This is a genomic window from Streptomyces sp. NPDC046887 (genome assembly GCF_040644755.1).
Taxonomy (GTDB): Bacteria; Actinomycetota; Actinomycetes; order Streptomycetales; family Streptomycetaceae; genus Streptomyces; species Streptomyces lichenis.
Genome location: NZ_JBEYXH010000015.1, coordinates 1 through 14735, shown reverse-complemented (window position 1 = coordinate 14735; position 14735 = coordinate 1). Strand labels below are relative to the sequence as shown.

The following is a 14735-nucleotide window of genomic DNA, read 5'->3' as shown; positions in this document are numbered from 1 at the left end:
GCGTACTGTCGATGCTATGAGGACCAGGCCGTTCACCCTTCTGTCGGCCGTGGCAGGGCTGACGCTGCTGCTGATCCTGGCCCTGGCCCCCAGCGCGGGGGCCAAGGCCACGGACCTGTCCGACGTGGCCCGGGCGCTGAAACAGAGCCCGGTGTACGTCCACCCCGACGCCGCCGACCAGCTCTCCACGTCCCAGGCGGACGCCCTCGCCGACAAGATCACCAAGGCCGACAAGCCCCTCTTCGTCGCCGTCCTCCCCGCCAACGCCCAGTTCCCCCCCGACGGCCTCCTGCAGAACCTCCGCACCCAGACCGGAGTCACCGGCCTCTACGCCGTCCGGCTCGGCGACCGCTTCGCCGCCGCCTCCGACCGCGCCGTGATGCCCACCCAGTCCGTCCGCAACCTGGTGGACTCCGTCCGCGCCCCCGGCGCAAACGCCAACACCGAGCTGACCAACTTCGTCGACCAGGCCCTCCCCCAGACCCGCGGCTCCGCCCCCAGCACCTGGAGCGGCGTCCCCGACAACGGCCCCCGGGCCCCCGTCGCCGGCCTGATCACCATCGGCGCCCTCGCCGCGGCCGCCGGAGCGACCGCGCTCACCGTCTCCACCCGCCGGCGCCGCCGCCAAGAGCGCGAGGACCAGGAAGCCCTGGCCAAGCTCCGCACCGTCGTGGACGAGGACATCACCTCCTACGGCGAAGAGCTGGACCGCCTGGACTTCCACCCCGGCGCGGCCTCCGCCGACGACGCCATGCGCCACGACTACGAACACGCCCTCGACTCCTACGACAGGGCCAAGTCCCTGATGGACCAGGCCCGGCACCCCCGCGACGTCCGCGGAGTGACCGAGGCCCTAGAGGACGGCCGCTTCTCCCTGGCCGTCCTGGCCGCCCGCCGCGAGGGCCGCCCGCTTCCCGAGCGGCGGGCGCCGTGCTTCTTCGACCCGCGCCACGGCCCGTCCACCACCAACGTCGAATGGGCACCGTCCGGCGGCCAGACCCGCGAGATCCCCGTCTGCGAGGCCGACGCCACCCGCCTCGCCGAGGGCCGCGACCCGATGGCCCGCACCGTGGACACCCCCGACGGCCGACGCCCCTACTGGGAGGCCGGCCCCGCCTACGGCCCCTGGGCCGGCGGCTACTTCGGCGGCGGCCTGCTCCCCGGCCTCCTGGTCGGCACCATGCTCGGCTCGATGCTCCACACCCCCGCCTACGCCGCGGACTACGGCGGCGCCGGCTTCGAGGGCGGCGACTTCTCCGGCGCCGACTTCGACTCCTCCTCCTTCGGAGGCAGCGACTTCGGCGGCGGCGACTTCGGCGGAGGCGGTGGTTTCGGCGGCGGCGACTTCGGCGGCGGCGGCTTCTGAGGTGCCCTCCGCCGAGGCCTACGAAAAGCAGGTGCGGGAGACCGCCCACTCCTGGTCCTCCGCCATCACCGCCAACGACCCCACCCGCATAGCCGCCCACATGGCCGACGACTGGACCATCGTCTCCGCCTCTGGCCCCTCCCCCCGCGACCACTTCCTCTCCCTGGTCGCCTCAGGCCGCCTCACCCACTCCGCCATGGACACCATCACGGAGCCCCGCATCCGCATCCACGGCGACACCGCCATCCTCACCGCCCGCATCACCAACACCGCCCATTTCGACGGCCAGACCTACCCCGCCGACGAATGGACCACCGACATCTTCGTCCGCCAGCCGGACGGCCACTGGCTCTGCGTCCTCACCCACATCACCCCGGTTGTCGAGTGACAGCCATGACCGGGCCGTGGCCGAGCGGTCGGCGGGGACCCCGCATGCGCGGGGACCAGCGCCGCCAGGCTGCGCGCCCGCTCCTCTGCCAGGGACCACCCCCGAATGCGCGGGGACCAGCCTGTGTCCTGCGACAAGATGGCCGGCTTGTAGGGACCACCCCCGCATGCGCGGAGCCACCAGGGGGTCGCGCATCGCGGCGCGGGACCACCCCCGCACGCGCGGGGACCAGCTCCCCGACCGGGTCCACCGAGACGTCAGCCGAGGACCACCCCCGCATGCGCGGGACCAGACCGAGGAACACCGCGTAGACCGCGACAGTCGGGGACCACCCCCGCATGCGCGGGGACCAGGCGAGGGTCACCGTCATCGAGGAGCCGCCCCCGGGACCACCCCCGCATGCGCGGGGACCAGGTCGTCCTGCACTGGACGCTCCCCGGCCGCCCGGGACCACTCCCGCATGCGCGGGGACCAGGGGGCGCGACCTGGGCCTTTACTCGGCGGGGACCTGGATTCCTCGCACTTTCGCCGATCGCGACATAAGGCCCATAGCCCCCACTTGCCCTCCTTCTCCGTCGGTCGAGCATCAGGTAAAGCGCTTAGCGTACGTCCGTCATGCCACATCGCGGGCGACCACGCATCGGTGCAGTCAATCAGCATCTCAGTTTCACTAAATTCCGGAATCACCCCCCCACTTGACTGCTCCCCGCGCACACGAGGATGACCCCCAGCCCTCGGTGTCGAACCGGAAGCCCGAGTCTGTTCCCCGCACAAGCGGGGCTGCCTCACTCCGCTCAGTGACCGGGGAGGGAGTCCAGCCGTGCCCGTGGTGGTGGTCCTAGCGGCGGGACCGGTTGGGGGATGGTGGGGGTGAATCCGTTTTGGTGGGAGGGGCGGGTGGGGACACGACGTGGCATGGGTGACTACGACAACTCGATCATGGTGGCGGTACGACCCGAGCGGCTGTTCGCGTACCTGTCCGACGTGCAGAACCTGCCGCACTACATGCCTCGGCTGACCTCGGCGCGCCCGCACGGGGGTGACCGGGTGACGGTGACCGCGCACATCGACCCGCCGGACGCTCCGGAGCAGGACGTGACCAGCGAGGCGTGGATCCGGGTGGTGGAGGAGGGCAAGAGCCTGGAGTGGGGGGCGCCGGGGCCGCATGACTATCGCGGGCGGCTGCATGTGGAGGCGGGGGACTCGGCCGACAGCTCGCGGCTCAGCGTGGAGCTGCACACGGACGTGACCGAGGGGCAGCAGGTGGACCATGGCCTGGAGGAGGCGCTGAGCGGGATCAAGCAGGCGGTGGAGGCTGCCGAGCGCTGACAGGGCGGGGGAGGGAGCAGGCGCCCGACCTGTTCGGGGCTCGTCCGATCTGTTTCGGGGCGAGCCCCGCCCGCCTACTTCTGGGCGGGCGCCGGGGTCCAGGGGGTCTTGGCCATGAACGGCTTGCGGAGCACCGTGCCGGGCGCGGAGAGCGCGGCCTTGATCGCCTCGGGCGGGACCGTGCCGGTGGGGCGGGTCGGGAGGCGGCGGTAGCCGTGGGCGCGGATCAGCTCCTTGGCCGCCGACCACGTCTTCGCGGCGACGGCCACCTCGTCCAATGCCTCGCAGGCGTTGCCGGGAGCGGCGAGGGCGGCGTAGCCGATGACCGGCCCGCCGCTGCCGACCCGGACGTAGCCGCTCACGCGGTGGGCGGGGCCGAGGGGAGGGGGAGGAAGGTGGACCAGGCGGTGGGGGAGAGGGTGAGCATGGGGCCGGCCGGGTTCTTGGAGTCGCGGACGTGGATGGCGCTGGGGTGGGCCGCCACCTCGACGCAGGCGCCGCCTTCGTCGCTGCTGTGGCTGGACTTGTGCCAGTCGTAGGCGACTTCGATGCAGTCGCCGCCCTCGTCGCCGCTGTAGCTGGACTTGAACCACGAAAGTGCCGGTGTCATGCCTCTCCTGCCAGATCGTCCAGCAGGCCCTTGGTGTCCTCGGTGTTCAGGGCCTGGGACCGCAGCATCCCATATTTCTGCTGGAGGATGCTGACCTCGGCGGGGTCCTGGATCAGGAAGCTGACCCGTTGGCCTTCGATGTAGGCCAGCTGCTGGTGGTCGTCGGTTTCCAGGAGGACGAAGGAACCGTTCAGGCCGGCGTGGGTGTGCCGTTTGCGCGGCATGATCTGGAGGCTGACGTAGGGGAGGTCGGCGATCCGGCGGAGGTGGCGGACCTGCTCCCGGGTGACCTCCGTGCCGCCCAACTCACAGTCGAAGATGGACTCTTCGATGATGAAGCTCATGGTGGGAGGGCTGGGCTTGCGGTCGAAGAGTTTTTGGCGGTCGATGCGGTCGGCGTGGTGCTCTTCCCGCTCCTCGGGGGTGTAGGGCGGAAATCGGGAGTCGAAGAGGGCGGCGGCGTAGGCGTCGGTCTGGAGGATGCCGGGGATGGCCTGGTTCTGATACGAGGAGAGGGCTCGGGCGGTGGCTTCCAGCTCGATGAAGTCCTGGACGAAGGCGGGGTAGCGCTCTTTGGCGGGGACGCGGGAGACGCCGACGGCCAGGACGCCGTTGGTGCCGAGGACGTCGTCCAGCTCCTGGGCGCGGTCGATCCGGAGCGGGCGGCGGCCCTGCTCGATGGAGGCCAGCGTCTCTGGGGAGATGGAGAGCTTGGCGGCCAGTTTGGGCTGGCTCAGCCCGGCCGCGCGGCGCAGTTGGGCGAGTTGGGCGCCGATGAGGTGCCAGGAGGTGACCTTGTCGCTCTTCTGCTGGGGCTTCGCGGGCTTGCCCGACTTCCGTGAGGAGTGCATGGTCAGCCCTCTTCCCATCCGGCGGCGTACGTGACGCATTCTCATCCCGTACAAACGCGATGTACGGGATGACGTGCTGTTCCAGACTAGTCACCGAAGGTGACAGTGGGAGGGTGATCCACGAATCCGAACTTCCCTACCTCCGCGAGGCGTTCTACCAGCGTGAGCGCCGGTCCGTCCCCGCTGCCCGCCGCTTCACCAACGAGGCCCTTGACGCCTGGGGCATCAAGGGCGATCGCACCGGCGACATCGTGCTGTGCGTGAGCGAGTTGGCGACCAACGCCCTGCTGCACGGCGTACCGCCGGGCCGCGGCTTCCGGCTTCATCTGCTCCGGCCGGAGGGGAGCGAGGTGGTACGCGTGGAGGTGCACGACAGCGGGGGCGGCGAGGTCCGGCAGCGAGAGGCCGGGCAGGGCGACGAGTCGGGGCGCGGGTTGATGCTCGTCGCCGCGCTGGCGGACAGTTGGGGTGTGGGGGAGCGGTCGCCCGGCAAGATCGTCTGGTGTGAGTTCCACCAGGGGAAGGGCACGGGCTGAGGGAGTCAGTCGCCCTGGCCGGCGCTGCCGATGGGGCCGAGCTTGACCGGGTTGCCGCCGCCCTCGGTCACGGGCAGGGAGGCGGCGCCCGGCCAGGCGAGGGTGACCGACTTGGTCTCGTCCGGCGGGGTCACCACCAGGCCGGTGATACGGACGCCGGAGCCGCCCGAGTCGTTCATCGGGTAGCTGACGGCGAAGGACACCGACTTGCCGTTCTTGAGGACGTACGGGTCGGCCTTCTGGCCGGTGCGCTCCGCGGACAGCGACCCCGCGTTGGTCTTCAGGTCGACGCCTGCGTACGCCGAGAGGGAGCAGTCCCGGCCGCCGCCGTTCTTCAGGGTCACCGCGACCAGGCCCTCGCGGTCACCGCCGATGGTGCTGTCCTGCGCGGTGATCTCCAGCTCATCGGTGCGGCACTTGCCGACCTTGCCGTTGGTGCTCCCATCGCTGGAGTCCGCCTCGGGGGAGCTTGTGCCATCGGAGGGGGAGGGAGTTACGGAGGAGGAGGGGGAGGTGGTGGGGAAGTCGGAGGGGCCGGAGGTGGGCGCCGAGGTGGGGGTGCCGGACGCGGGGCTCTGGGCCGTGCCGCCGTCGTTGTTCTGGCAGGCGGTGAGCGAGAGGCCCGCGACGGCGGCCAGGGTTACGAGGGTGAGCTTGCGAACGCGCATCGGTGTGTCCTCGGTGTCGTCGGTCGGTGCCGGGTGAGCGGTTACGACTGGCAAGACCGGTGCGGCTCTGTCGGCGTTCCGACAACTGGCGGCTAATACATTCCTGTTACATGCAGGGCGGGGGTCAGGGGGTGGCGGCTTGGTGGCGGAGCAGGGCGTCGAGGGAGTCGATGATCCAGGCCCAGGACTGCTCGGGGTCTACGGGTGTGTGGTCGAAGCCTCCGGCCGTCTCCAGGCTCACATAGCCGTGGAAGACGCTGCCGAGCATCCGGACCGCGTGGGTCTGGTCGGGCTCGCTCAGGTCGTAGCCGCGCAGGATGGCGCGGGTCATCTGGGCGTGCCGGACGCCTGCGCTGGCGGCTGCCGTCTCGGGGTCGAGCCGGAGGCGGGCGGCGGCGTAGCGGCCCGGGTGCTCCTTGGCGTAGTCCCGGTAGGCGTTGGCGAAGGCGGCCAGGGCGTCCCGGCCGGCGCGCCCGGCCAGCGCCTCGGCGACCCGGTCGGCCAGTTCCGCGAGGGCGAACAGGGCGATCCGGGTCTTGAGGTCCTGGGAGCTCTTCACATGCGAGTAGAGGCTCGCCACCTTGACGTCGAACTGCCGGGCGAGGGCGGAGACGGTCACCTGGTCGAAGCCGACCTCGTCGGCCAGCTCCGCACCCGCCCGGGTCAGACGTTCCGCGGTCAGCCCTGCTCGCACCATGGCCCTGCCCCACTCTCCCTCGTGCAGGTCATCTTGCAGCGCCTATAGGGCTTGGGCAAACGGCGAACGGTGAAGGGGATGGAGACCCGTAGGCGTCAGGGGGCCGTTGCCGTGCGGGATACGGGGATCCAGAGGGCCGCGTCCGCGTGGGTGCCGTTCTCGGTGAGGTGAACGCTCAGCAACTCCGGGCCCGGGCGGCTCTCGTAGGGGTTGGAGGGGAACCACTGGGTGAACACGTCCCGCCAGATGGTCTGGAGGGTCTTGGGGAAGGGGCCGGAGCTTTCGAAGACGGCCCAGGTGCCCGGTTCTACGGGGAGTGAGGACATGTCGTGGGGGATGGGGGACCCCATGCCGGCCGCCGCGGCTTGGTGGTAGTCGAGTTCGGTGCCCTCGGCGCGGCCGGGGGACAGCTGGTCGCTGACGCCCAGCAGACCGCTCGGCTCCTGGTCGGAGAGGGCCTCGATGCGGGCCAGGGTCTCCTGACCGAGGCTGCGGATGAACTCGGCGATGGCGGGGTTCACCCCCTGGTGCACGAGGGGGACCCGGGCCTTTCGCCCCACGAGCTGGAACGCGTCCTTCTCGACGATCCGGTACCGCATGCTGCTGCTCCCTTCGACGACGAGGCGGAAGGACATCCGGGGCTGGGCGCGCAGTGCCGCGCCGGTGCGCCGCGCCTCGCCGGGGCCGACCCCGTGCACGGCGCGGAACGCCCGGGCGAAGGCCTCGCCGGAGCCGTAGCCGTAGCGCACCGCGACCTCCAGCAGCGTCCGCTCGCCGGCCAGCACCTCGGCGCCGGCGATCGTCAGCCGCCTGCGGCGTACGTACTCCGACAGCGGCATCCCGGCGAGCGCCGAGAACATCCGGCGGAAGTGGTACTCCGAGGTCGCCGCGATCCGGGCCGCCTCGACCGCGTCCAACGGGCGGTCCGGTTGCGCGCGGATACGCGTCTCGACGTACTCCATGGCCTGGTTCAGGCGCTCCAGCATCCGGGGGCGGTCCTTCCGACTGTCGTCTGTGTCTGTGGCTGTTGTCGGTGCCTGCTTTCGGTGATGACGGTAGGGAGGGGGAGGAGGGGTGGGCCCGATGATTCCTGCCCGATGCGGTCGGGTCCTCGGGGAGCGGGGGAGCGGGGGAGCCGAAACCGGGTGGTGGGGGTGGGGGAGGGGTTCTTACGGTGAGGGGATGGGACGTGTGGGATTTGAGCAGCTGGTCGCCGAGGCGGCGGCCGAACCGGTCGAGGGCTGGGACTTCTCCTGGCTGGACGGGCGGGCGAGTGAGGCGCGGCCGTCTTGGGGCTATCAGCGGCTGCTGGGTACGCGGCTGGCGGCGGCGGACGCGGTGCTGGACCTTCAGACCGGCGGCGGCGAGGTGCTGGCGGGGGCGCTGGACGCGGCAGGAGGGCGGCCGTCCGTACTGGCTGCTACGGAGAGGTGGGCGCCGAACGCGGCGAAGGCGACCGAGCTGCTGGGGCCGCGTGGAGTGGTCGTGGTGGCGACGGGCGAGGAGCCGCCGCTACCGTTCGCGGACGGGGCGTTCGAGCTTGTCAGCAGCCGGCATCCGGCGACGGTCTGGTGGGAGGAGATCGCTCGGGTGCTGCGGCCGGGCGGGGGGACGTATGTCGCGCAGCATGTGGGGCCGGAGTCGGTGTTCGAGCTGATCGAGTTCTTTCTGGGGCCGCTCCCGGAGGAGGTGCGGCGCGCGCGGCATCCGGAGGTGGAGGCCGCGAGGGCGCGGGCGGCCGGGCTGGAGGTGGTGGACCTGCGGACCGAGCGGCTGCGGATGGAGTTCCGCGATGTCGGCGCGGTGGTCTGGTTCCTGCGGAAGGTGATCTGGCTGGTGCCGGACTTCGCGGTGGAGCGGTACGAGGCGCGGCTGAGGGACCTGCACGCTCTCATCGAGGACGCAGGTCCCTTTGTCGCGTACTCCTCCCGCACCCTGGTCGAGGCGCGAAGGCCCTGACCGGCGGGAGACGGCACGGGCTCATGCCTTACGCGTTGTCGGTCTTGCGGATGGCGGAGATCTCGAAGGTGAGCTTGATCTTGTCGCTGACCAGCACGCCGCCCGTCTCCAGGGCCGCGTTCCAGGTCAGGCCCCACTCGGAGCGGAGCAGCGCGGCGGTGCCCTCGAAGCCGACGCGCTCGTTGCCGAACGGGTCCTTGGCGGAGCCGTTGAACTCCAGGTCGATGGTCAGCGGCTTGGTCACGCCCTTGATGGTGAGGTCACCGGTGAGCCGGTAGTCGTCGCCGCCCACGATCTCGGCGCCGGTCGAGCGGAAGGTCATCTCGGGGAACTGCTCGGCGTCGAAGAAGTCGGCGCTGCGCAGATGGCCGTCGCGGTCGGCGTTGCCGGTGTCGATGGAGGCGATCCGGACGTCGATCACGGCGCTGGAGGCCGCCGGGTTGGTGCCGTCGAGCTTCAGGGTGCCGTCGAAGTCGGTGAACGAGCCGCGGACGTTGGTGACCATGGCGTGCCGGGCGGTGAAGCCGACGCTGCTGTGCGCTGGGTCCAGGGTGTATTCGCCGGTCAGCGCGGCGAGGGCCGGGTCCACGGCGGAACCGGAAGCGGAGCCGGAGGGGGTGGTGGCGGTGTCGGTGGTGCGGTTGAAGAGACCCATGGGGATGCACTCCTTCAGAGAGTTCCGGGTGTTTCGTTGAACGTTCAACGAAGTGGACTGATGCCGACTGTAGTCCTCTCAGGTTCAAGTTTCAACCACTTCTTGGCGGCTGTCCTGCGGAGGGATGGGGAGGGGCGTCATTGGTGCGCCCTCTGGCGGATGGTCCGGCCTCTGGCGTACGCGCGTAGAGCTGCGGCAGCATGCCTTCCGCACCGCTCGGTGCACGTACGGGTCCGGTCAGTGAGCCCAGGGAGACAACCGTGAAGCTCCGCTCCGTTCTCACCGCGTTCGCCCTTGTCCTCGGTGCCCTCTTCGCCCCCGGCGTCGGCGTCCTCGCCGGTGCGACCGAGGCGCACGCCGCCACCAAGATCAGCCATGCCACCGCGACCTCGATGTTCCGCGCCTCCGGGATCACCTGGTCCTCCTCGGGGGCCTGCTCCAACCGGAACAACCCGACCTGCACGTCCTTCGACCAGCTCAACCGGGCTACCGCCCAGGGCGCGCAGACGCTCAAGAGCGCCAGCGGCTGCGGCCTCAACATCACCGGAGGCACGGAGACCGGCCACGCGAGCGGCACCTACTCGCACTGGAACGGCTACAAACTGGACTTCGGCAAGGCGACCTGCCTCACCAACTACGTCAAGAACACCTTCACCTACATCGGTGTCCGGGGCGACGGAGCGCCCCAGTGGCAGTCCGGCGCCGGGAACGTCTACGCCGACGAGGGCAACCACTGGGACGTGACCTTCTACAACTGCGGCGGCTGCTGACCCGGGCTCCCGGCCCCGGGGCCCGGCCCACGGTGACCTCGGTAGGGGTCGCGGATCGAAAGAGCGGGCAGGTTTCGGCTCTAGCGGCCGGCCGCCGAGTGCCACTCGCGGCGGAGGAGGCCGAAGACCCAGGAGTCGGAGACTTCGCCGTCGACGACGCAGTCCTCGCGGAGGGTGCCTTCGCGGACGAAGCCGAGCTTCTCCAGGACCCGGGCGGACGCCGCGTTGCGGGTGTCGGTCTCGGCCTGGACGCGGTTCAGGTCCAGAGTGTCGAAGGCCCACCGCAGGACGGCGTGCGCGGTCTCCGTGGCGTAGCCGTGGCCCCATGCGTCGGCATCGAAGACGTAACCCAGGGACGCGCTGCGGAAGTCCGGGTCCCAGCGGGTCAGGCCGCACCAGCCGATGAACGCGCCGTCGGAGACGCGGTCGACGGCCACTCGCGTTCCCGTGCCTTCCTCCTCGATCGTCCGGCAGCTCGCCATGAAGCGCTGGGCGCGGGCCGGTTCGGTCCACGGCGGGGAGTCCCAGTAACGCAGCACGTGGGCGCTGCTGTGCAGCGCGTAGAGCGGCCCCGCGTCGGCGTCGGTGAACGGCCGCAGTCGCAGGCGGGCCGTGTGCAGCTCGGGAGTGGGCAGTGCCATACGGGGCATCCTGCCGCGTCACGCTCGCCCCGACCATCCGTTTGTCCGGACGGTCGGGGGCGCGCACGCCCCCGGTGACACCGGACCTGCACGTGCGGCGTTGACGGTGAGCTCTCGGCGCTTGGACTTCTCGGCGGCCCTTGTTGGACTGCGCTGCGCCCCGGCTGCCCGTTCCGTTGACCCGCTCGCCGCCCGGGCGTTACCCACATGTCCATGTCCCCACGAACCCGTGCGGCGGGCGCGCTCGCCGCCGCCCTCGCCGTGCTGCTCGCACCCGCCGGGCCAGCCGCCGCCGTGTCGCCGGTGCCCGCGCCCCCGGCCGGTGCCGGTGCCGTCCTTCCCGCCGCCGCCACGGTCACCCTGCGCTCCGCCCGGCTCGATGTGGCCGTCGCCCGCGACTTCCCCCGGGTCGTCTCGTACACCGACCGGGGCACCGGGGCCCGACTGCTCGGCAGCACCCGCCCGGTCACCGAGGTGGTGCTCAACGGCACTCCACACCCCGTACGGGTGACCAACCCCATCGTGCGCGGCGCGAGCGCCCGATACACCCTCGCCTTTCCCGACCTGCCGGGGGTGGAGCTGGACGCCGCGCTGAGCGTTGCCGGGCGGGCCGTGACCTTTCGGGTGACCGCCGTCCGGGACACCGAGGCCTTCCGGGTGTCCACCCTGGACATCCCCGGGCACGACCTGGTGTCCGTCGGCTCCACCGAGCCCGGCGCGGGGACCGCGTTCACCCGGCTCGACCCGGACTCGACGCGTACCGCCGATGTGTTCGGCGCGGTGACCGACGCCACCCCGGCCGAGCCCGCCGCCACCGGGGCCTCGTACGCCCTGGTCAACACGGACCGGCTGGCCGCCGCCGTGGAGTCCAACTCCAGCTACGACAAGCCCGCCGGGCCCACCGGCGGTGACGACGCCCGGTTCTGGCATCAGGCGCGCCGGGCGGAGGGCGGTTCGGTACGGGTGGGGGTGTGGTCCGGGCAGTGGACCTACCGTGGTGCGGGCGCCCCCGAGCCGGAGCGCGGGGCGGACCTGCCGTGGGCCAAGGTGGTGGTCACCCCGGACGCCAACGGCGACCGGAAGACCGACTGGCAGGACGGGGCGGTCGCGTTCCGGACCATCGGGGTACGGGCCCCCGGCAGCGAGGCGACACCCGATCGGGTGATCACCCATATCCCGTTCAACTTCGCCAGCCAGGCCACCCACCCCTTCCTGCGCACCCTGGACGACGTCAAGCGGATCTCGCTCGCCACCGACGGGCTCGGCCAGCTCGCCGTGCTCAAGGGGTACGGGGCCGAGGGCCATGACTCGGCCCACCCGGACTACGGCGGCAACCACAACCAGCGCGCGGGCGGCCTCAAGGACCTCAACGCCCTGCTGAAGGCAGGAAAGGAGTGGGGCGCCGGCTTCGGGGTGCACGTCAACGCCACCGAGTCGTATCCGGAGGCCCGGGCCTTCGACGAGAGCCTGGTCGACAAGACCAAGCCTGGTTGGAACTGGCTCAACCAGAGCTACTACATCGACCAGCGCCGCGACCTCAACAGCGGGGACCTGGCCCGCCGCTTCCGGCAACTGCGCCAGGAGACCGACCGCAACCTGAACTTCCTCTACATCGACGTCTACTACACCCACGGGTGGATCGCCGACGAGACCATGCGGGCCGTGCGGGCGCAGGGCTGGAACGTCGGCACCGAGTGGGCCGACAAGTTCGAGCGGGACTCGCTCTGGTCGCACTGGGCCAACGACCTGGACTACGGCGGGGCCACCAACAAGGGGCTGAACTCGCGGATCATCCGGTTCATCCGGAACGGTGAGAAGGATGTCTGGAACGACCATCCGGTCCTCGGCCAGACCGCCTTGGAGGACTTCGAGGGCTGGACCGGCGAGAACGACTTCACCGCCTTCACCGCCAATGTGTGGGAGAAGAACCTGCCCGCCAAGTACCTCCAGGGGGAGAAGATCGTGCGCTGGGAGGAGGGGGCCGGTGATACGGACATCACCTTCACGGGGGGTGTGCGGGGCACGGTGGAGGACGGGCGGCGCACCTTCTACGAGCACGGCCGCAAGGTGCTGGACGGGGACCGCTACCTCCTCCCGTGGGACGGGGACGGGGACGGGGACGGCGGCGGGGGCGGTGCGGCGAGCGGCGGGCGCAAGCTCTATCACTACAACAAGGGGGGAGGAGAGAGCAGTTGGCAGGTGGGGGCGGGGAGTGGGCCTTATGCCGTGTATCGGCTGACCGACAACGGGCGGGTGCGTACCGGCACCGTGCGGCCGGATGCGGAGGGGCGGATCACCCTCACGGCTGAGGCCCGTCAGGCCTATGTCCTCTACCCGGGCAGGGCACCCGCGCAGAGCGCCCCCCGATGGGGTGAGGCCACTCCGGTCGCCGACCCGGGGTTCAATGACGCCCGGCTGGCCGGATGGACGACCACGGGCACGGTGGCGCGTGACACCGACGAGCTGGGGCGCAACAGTGCGCTGGTGAGCGGTTCGGCGCCGGGCGGGGTGCGGCAGAAGATCACCGGACTCCGGCCGGGCAAGCGGTACACCGCCTCGGCCTGGATCGAGGTCGAGCCGGGGAAGAGCCGGGAGACCAGGCTGACGGCGGGCGGGCGGACGGTCGCCCTGGAACGCTCCCCGGTGGTCAACACCATCGGCGCCTCCGACTGGCACGGCACCCGGATGCAGCGGGTGAAGGTCGGGTTCACCGCCTCGGCGCGCGGGACGGCGGAGCTGGCCGTGAGCACGGTGGGAGGTGGCGGTGGGGCCCGGGTGCGGGTGGACGATGTCCGGGTCGTGGAAGGGGCTCCTACACAGGAGACGAAGGCCGAGGACTTCGAAGCGGTGGACCAGGGGTGGGGGCCGTTTGTGAAGGGCGGGGAGGGGCGGGCCAACGACCCGCGCACCCACTTGGCCCGCCGCAACGCCCCGTACACCCAGGCCGGTTGGAACGGGAAGGCAGTGGACGATGTGCTGGCGGGGGAGTGGTCGCTGAAGTCCCATGAGGAGAACGTCGGGCTGGTCTACCGCACCGCGCCCTGGACGGTGCCGATGCGCACCGGCCACCGCTACCGGGTGGAGTACGGCTACCAGTCCAGCCACCCGGGCGCCTATGAGTGGGTCACCGGTTACGACCGGGTGGACGGCAGCTCCGCCGAGACCCGCCGTACCCCCATCCCCGAGCAGCGGTCCACCACCCGTTTCGGTGAGACGGTGGACGCGGCCTGCGGGGACGCCTTCACCGGGCTGCGCAAGCGGGCGGACGCCCCCGAGGGCGCAGACTTCGTGCTGGACGACTTCACCGTGACCGACCTCGGGCCCTCCCCGGCCACCCCGGCCTGCGGCACCCTGGCACTCTCCGCGCCGACCGCCGCGCTGGAGCCCGGGCGGCCCCACCGGGTCACCGCCGCCTACACCAACGACGAACCCTCCGCCGTGAGCGGAGCCCGGGCCGCCCTCACCCTCCCGGCGGGCTGGACCGCCGAGCCGGCCGGGCCGGTCGAGCTGCCCACCGTCCAACCCGGCGCCACGGCCACCGCCGCCTGGCAGATCACCCCGCCGGCGGACGCCGCGTACCGGACGTACGAGCTGCGGGCCGAGGTGCGGTACGGGGGTGGGGGAGGCGAGCGTACGGTGTCCGCCACCGCTCCCGTACGCACCCTGCCGCCTCCGCCGACCGCCGACGCCTGGGCGAGTGACCTCGACTGGGCCTCGGGGAGCAGCGGTTGGGGGCCGGTGGAGCGGGACCGGTCCAACGGGGGCACCGCAGCCGGGGACGGCGGCCCGCTGCGGATCGGCGGCACCGAGTACGCCAAGGGGCTCGGCACCCACGCCCCGGCGACCCTCCGCTACTACCTGGGCGGCCGGTGCACCTCGTTCACCGCCGAGGTCGGGGTGGACGACTCGCAGGGCAGCCGGGGCACCGTACGGTTCTCGGTCCTCGCCGACGGAGAGCGGAAGGTGCTCTCGCCCACCCTGACCAACGCCGCCCCGGCCTGGTCCCTGAGCGCCGACCTCACCGGCGCCCAGTACGTCGACCTGGTCGCCGAGGACTCCGGCGACGGCAACGGCAACGACCACGCCGACTGGGGCGACGCCCGCTTCCACTGCGGGGGTTGAGCAGCCCTCCGGCGGGAGAGACCGGCTCGCGGGGCGGACCCCCCACCGCCCCGCCCGCCAGGCCCGCGCCGAACGCGTCAAGCTCCTCGCCGAACTGGGCCTGGAGGGCAAGGAGCGCGGTATGCCCGGCGAACTGTCCGGCG

Annotated in this window: 15 protein-coding genes; 7 read left to right on the top strand and 8 right to left on the bottom strand. The window is 71.6% G+C overall.

What is annotated here, in order from left to right; translation table 11 throughout:
• Positions 1 to 16: 16 nt before the first annotated feature.
• The 3 genes from ABZ945_RS16355 (at position 17) to ABZ945_RS16345 (ending at position 3083) form a co-directional block, all read left to right on the top strand.
• Positions 17 to 1366 carry a hypothetical protein gene (locus ABZ945_RS16355; protein WP_361269324.1) on the top strand — a complete coding sequence of 450 codons (1350 nt, stop codon included), beginning with the start codon at positions 17 to 19 and terminating at the stop codon, positions 1364 to 1366.
• 31 nt (positions 1367 to 1397) lie between these two features.
• Entirely contained in the window at positions 1398 to 1754 is a 357-nt protein-coding gene (locus ABZ945_RS16350) for a nuclear transport factor 2 family protein (protein WP_361269321.1), read from the top strand.
• A gap of 915 nt (positions 1755 to 2669) precedes the next feature.
• A complete protein-coding gene (locus ABZ945_RS16345; RefSeq protein ID WP_248635106.1) occupies positions 2670 to 3083 on the top strand; it encodes an SRPBCC family protein in 414 nt (137 codons plus the stop codon).
• Positions 3084 to 3157: 74 nt separating this feature from the next.
• On the opposite strand, the gene ABZ945_RS16340 is transcribed toward ABZ945_RS16345, so the two are convergent.
• The 3 genes from ABZ945_RS16340 to ABZ945_RS16330 are packed head-to-tail and all read right to left on the bottom strand — an operon-like array spanning position 3158 to position 4544.
• A complete protein-coding gene (locus ABZ945_RS16340; protein ID WP_361269318.1) occupies positions 3158 to 3445 on the bottom strand; it encodes a hypothetical protein in 288 nt (95 codons plus the stop codon).
• Positions 3442 to 3693 (bottom strand): DUF397 domain-containing protein, encoded by a 252-nt coding sequence (locus ABZ945_RS16335; RefSeq protein ID WP_361269315.1) that lies wholly within the window; start codon positions 3691 to 3693, stop codon positions 3442 to 3444. The genes ABZ945_RS16340 and ABZ945_RS16335 overlap by 4 nt, the downstream gene beginning before the upstream one ends.
• Positions 3690 to 4544, bottom strand: a complete 855-nt coding sequence (locus tag ABZ945_RS16330; RefSeq protein ID WP_361269312.1) for a helix-turn-helix transcriptional regulator — start codon at positions 4542 to 4544, stop codon at positions 3690 to 3692. Before ABZ945_RS16330 ends, ABZ945_RS16335 begins: the two co-directional genes overlap by 4 nt.
• 113 nt (positions 4545 to 4657) lie before the next feature.
• On the opposite strand from ABZ945_RS16330, the gene ABZ945_RS16325 reads away from it, so the two are divergent.
• The gene (locus ABZ945_RS16325) at positions 4658 to 5080 is read left to right on the top strand and encodes an ATP-binding protein (RefSeq protein WP_361269309.1); all 423 of its coding nucleotides are present in this window, start codon (positions 4658 to 4660) and stop codon (positions 5078 to 5080) included.
• A 5-nt stretch (positions 5081 to 5085) separates the two neighbouring features.
• On the opposite strand, the gene ABZ945_RS16320 is transcribed toward ABZ945_RS16325, so the two are convergent.
• The 3 genes from ABZ945_RS16320 to ABZ945_RS16310 all read right to left on the bottom strand — a co-directional run bounded on the left by ABZ945_RS16320 (position 5086) and on the right by ABZ945_RS16310 (position 7431).
• Positions 5086 to 5748, bottom strand: a complete 663-nt coding sequence (locus ABZ945_RS16320) for a DUF4232 domain-containing protein (protein ID WP_361269306.1) — start codon at positions 5746 to 5748, stop codon at positions 5086 to 5088.
• A 124-nt stretch (positions 5749 to 5872) separates the two neighbouring features.
• Positions 5873 to 6445 (bottom strand): TetR/AcrR family transcriptional regulator, encoded by a 573-nt coding sequence (locus ABZ945_RS16315; RefSeq protein ID WP_361269303.1) that lies wholly within the window; start codon positions 6443 to 6445, stop codon positions 5873 to 5875.
• A gap of 95 nt (positions 6446 to 6540) precedes the next feature.
• A complete protein-coding gene (locus ABZ945_RS16310) occupies positions 6541 to 7431 on the bottom strand; it encodes an AraC family transcriptional regulator (protein ID WP_361269300.1) in 891 nt (296 codons plus the stop codon).
• Between the two features lie 196 nt (positions 7432 to 7627).
• On the opposite strand from ABZ945_RS16310, the gene ABZ945_RS16305 reads away from it, so the two are divergent.
• Positions 7628 to 8404 carry a methyltransferase domain-containing protein gene (locus ABZ945_RS16305; protein ID WP_361269297.1) on the top strand — a complete coding sequence of 259 codons (777 nt, stop codon included), beginning with the start codon at positions 7628 to 7630 and terminating at the stop codon, positions 8402 to 8404.
• A gap of 28 nt (positions 8405 to 8432) precedes the next feature.
• Here ABZ945_RS16305 and ABZ945_RS16300 read toward each other — a convergent pair whose 3' ends face one another.
• Positions 8433 to 9059, bottom strand: a complete 627-nt coding sequence (locus ABZ945_RS16300) for a YceI family protein (protein WP_361269294.1) — start codon at positions 9057 to 9059, stop codon at positions 8433 to 8435.
• Between the two features lie 260 nt (positions 9060 to 9319).
• On the opposite strand from ABZ945_RS16300, the gene ABZ945_RS16295 reads away from it, so the two are divergent.
• A complete protein-coding gene (locus tag ABZ945_RS16295; protein ID WP_361269291.1) occupies positions 9320 to 9829 on the top strand; it encodes a hypothetical protein in 510 nt (169 codons plus the stop codon).
• Positions 9830 to 9909: 80 nt separating this feature from the next.
• Here the strand turns inward: ABZ945_RS16295 and ABZ945_RS16290 are convergent, their stop codons facing one another.
• Complete coding sequence (locus ABZ945_RS16290; protein ID WP_361269288.1) at positions 9910 to 10470, bottom strand: GNAT family N-acetyltransferase; 561 nt, start codon at positions 10468 to 10470, stop codon at positions 9910 to 9912.
• A gap of 213 nt (positions 10471 to 10683) precedes the next feature.
• On the opposite strand from ABZ945_RS16290, the gene ABZ945_RS16285 reads away from it, so the two are divergent.
• Positions 10684 to 14592 (top strand): endo-alpha-N-acetylgalactosaminidase family protein, encoded by a 3909-nt coding sequence (locus tag ABZ945_RS16285; RefSeq protein ID WP_361269285.1) that lies wholly within the window; start codon positions 10684 to 10686, stop codon positions 14590 to 14592.
• Positions 14593 to 14735: the final 143 nt, after the last annotated feature.

What these genes read in the sequence shown, in the direction of transcription:
- ABZ945_RS16320 (WP_361269306.1), bottom strand. Translation starts at nt 5,748, where the DNA reads ATGCGCGTTCGCAAGCTCACCCTCGTAACCCTGGCCGCCGTCGCGGGC.
- ABZ945_RS16345 (WP_248635106.1), top strand. Translation starts at nt 2,670, where the DNA reads ATGGGTGACTACGACAACTCGATCATGGTGGCGGTACGACCCGAGCGG.
- ABZ945_RS16285 (WP_361269285.1), top strand. Translation starts at nt 10,684, where the DNA reads ATGTCCCCACGAACCCGTGCGGCGGGCGCGCTCGCCGCCGCCCTCGCC.
- ABZ945_RS16305 (WP_361269297.1), top strand. Translation starts at nt 7,628, where the DNA reads ATGGGACGTGTGGGATTTGAGCAGCTGGTCGCCGAGGCGGCGGCCGAA.
- ABZ945_RS16290 (WP_361269288.1), bottom strand. Translation starts at nt 10,470, where the DNA reads ATGGCACTGCCCACTCCCGAGCTGCACACGGCCCGCCTGCGACTGCGG.
- ABZ945_RS16355 (WP_361269324.1), top strand. Translation starts at nt 17, where the DNA reads ATGAGGACCAGGCCGTTCACCCTTCTGTCGGCCGTGGCAGGGCTGACG.
- ABZ945_RS16335 (WP_361269315.1), bottom strand. Translation starts at nt 3,693, where the DNA reads ATGACACCGGCACTTTCGTGGTTCAAGTCCAGCTACAGCGGCGACGAG.
- ABZ945_RS16315 (WP_361269303.1), bottom strand. Translation starts at nt 6,445, where the DNA reads ATGGTGCGAGCAGGGCTGACCGCGGAACGTCTGACCCGGGCGGGTGCG.
- ABZ945_RS16310 (WP_361269300.1), bottom strand. Translation starts at nt 7,431, where the DNA reads ATGCTGGAGCGCCTGAACCAGGCCATGGAGTACGTCGAGACGCGTATC.
- ABZ945_RS16330 (WP_361269312.1), bottom strand. Translation starts at nt 4,544, where the DNA reads ATGCACTCCTCACGGAAGTCGGGCAAGCCCGCGAAGCCCCAGCAGAAG.
- ABZ945_RS16300 (WP_361269294.1), bottom strand. Translation starts at nt 9,059, where the DNA reads ATGGGTCTCTTCAACCGCACCACCGACACCGCCACCACCCCCTCCGGC.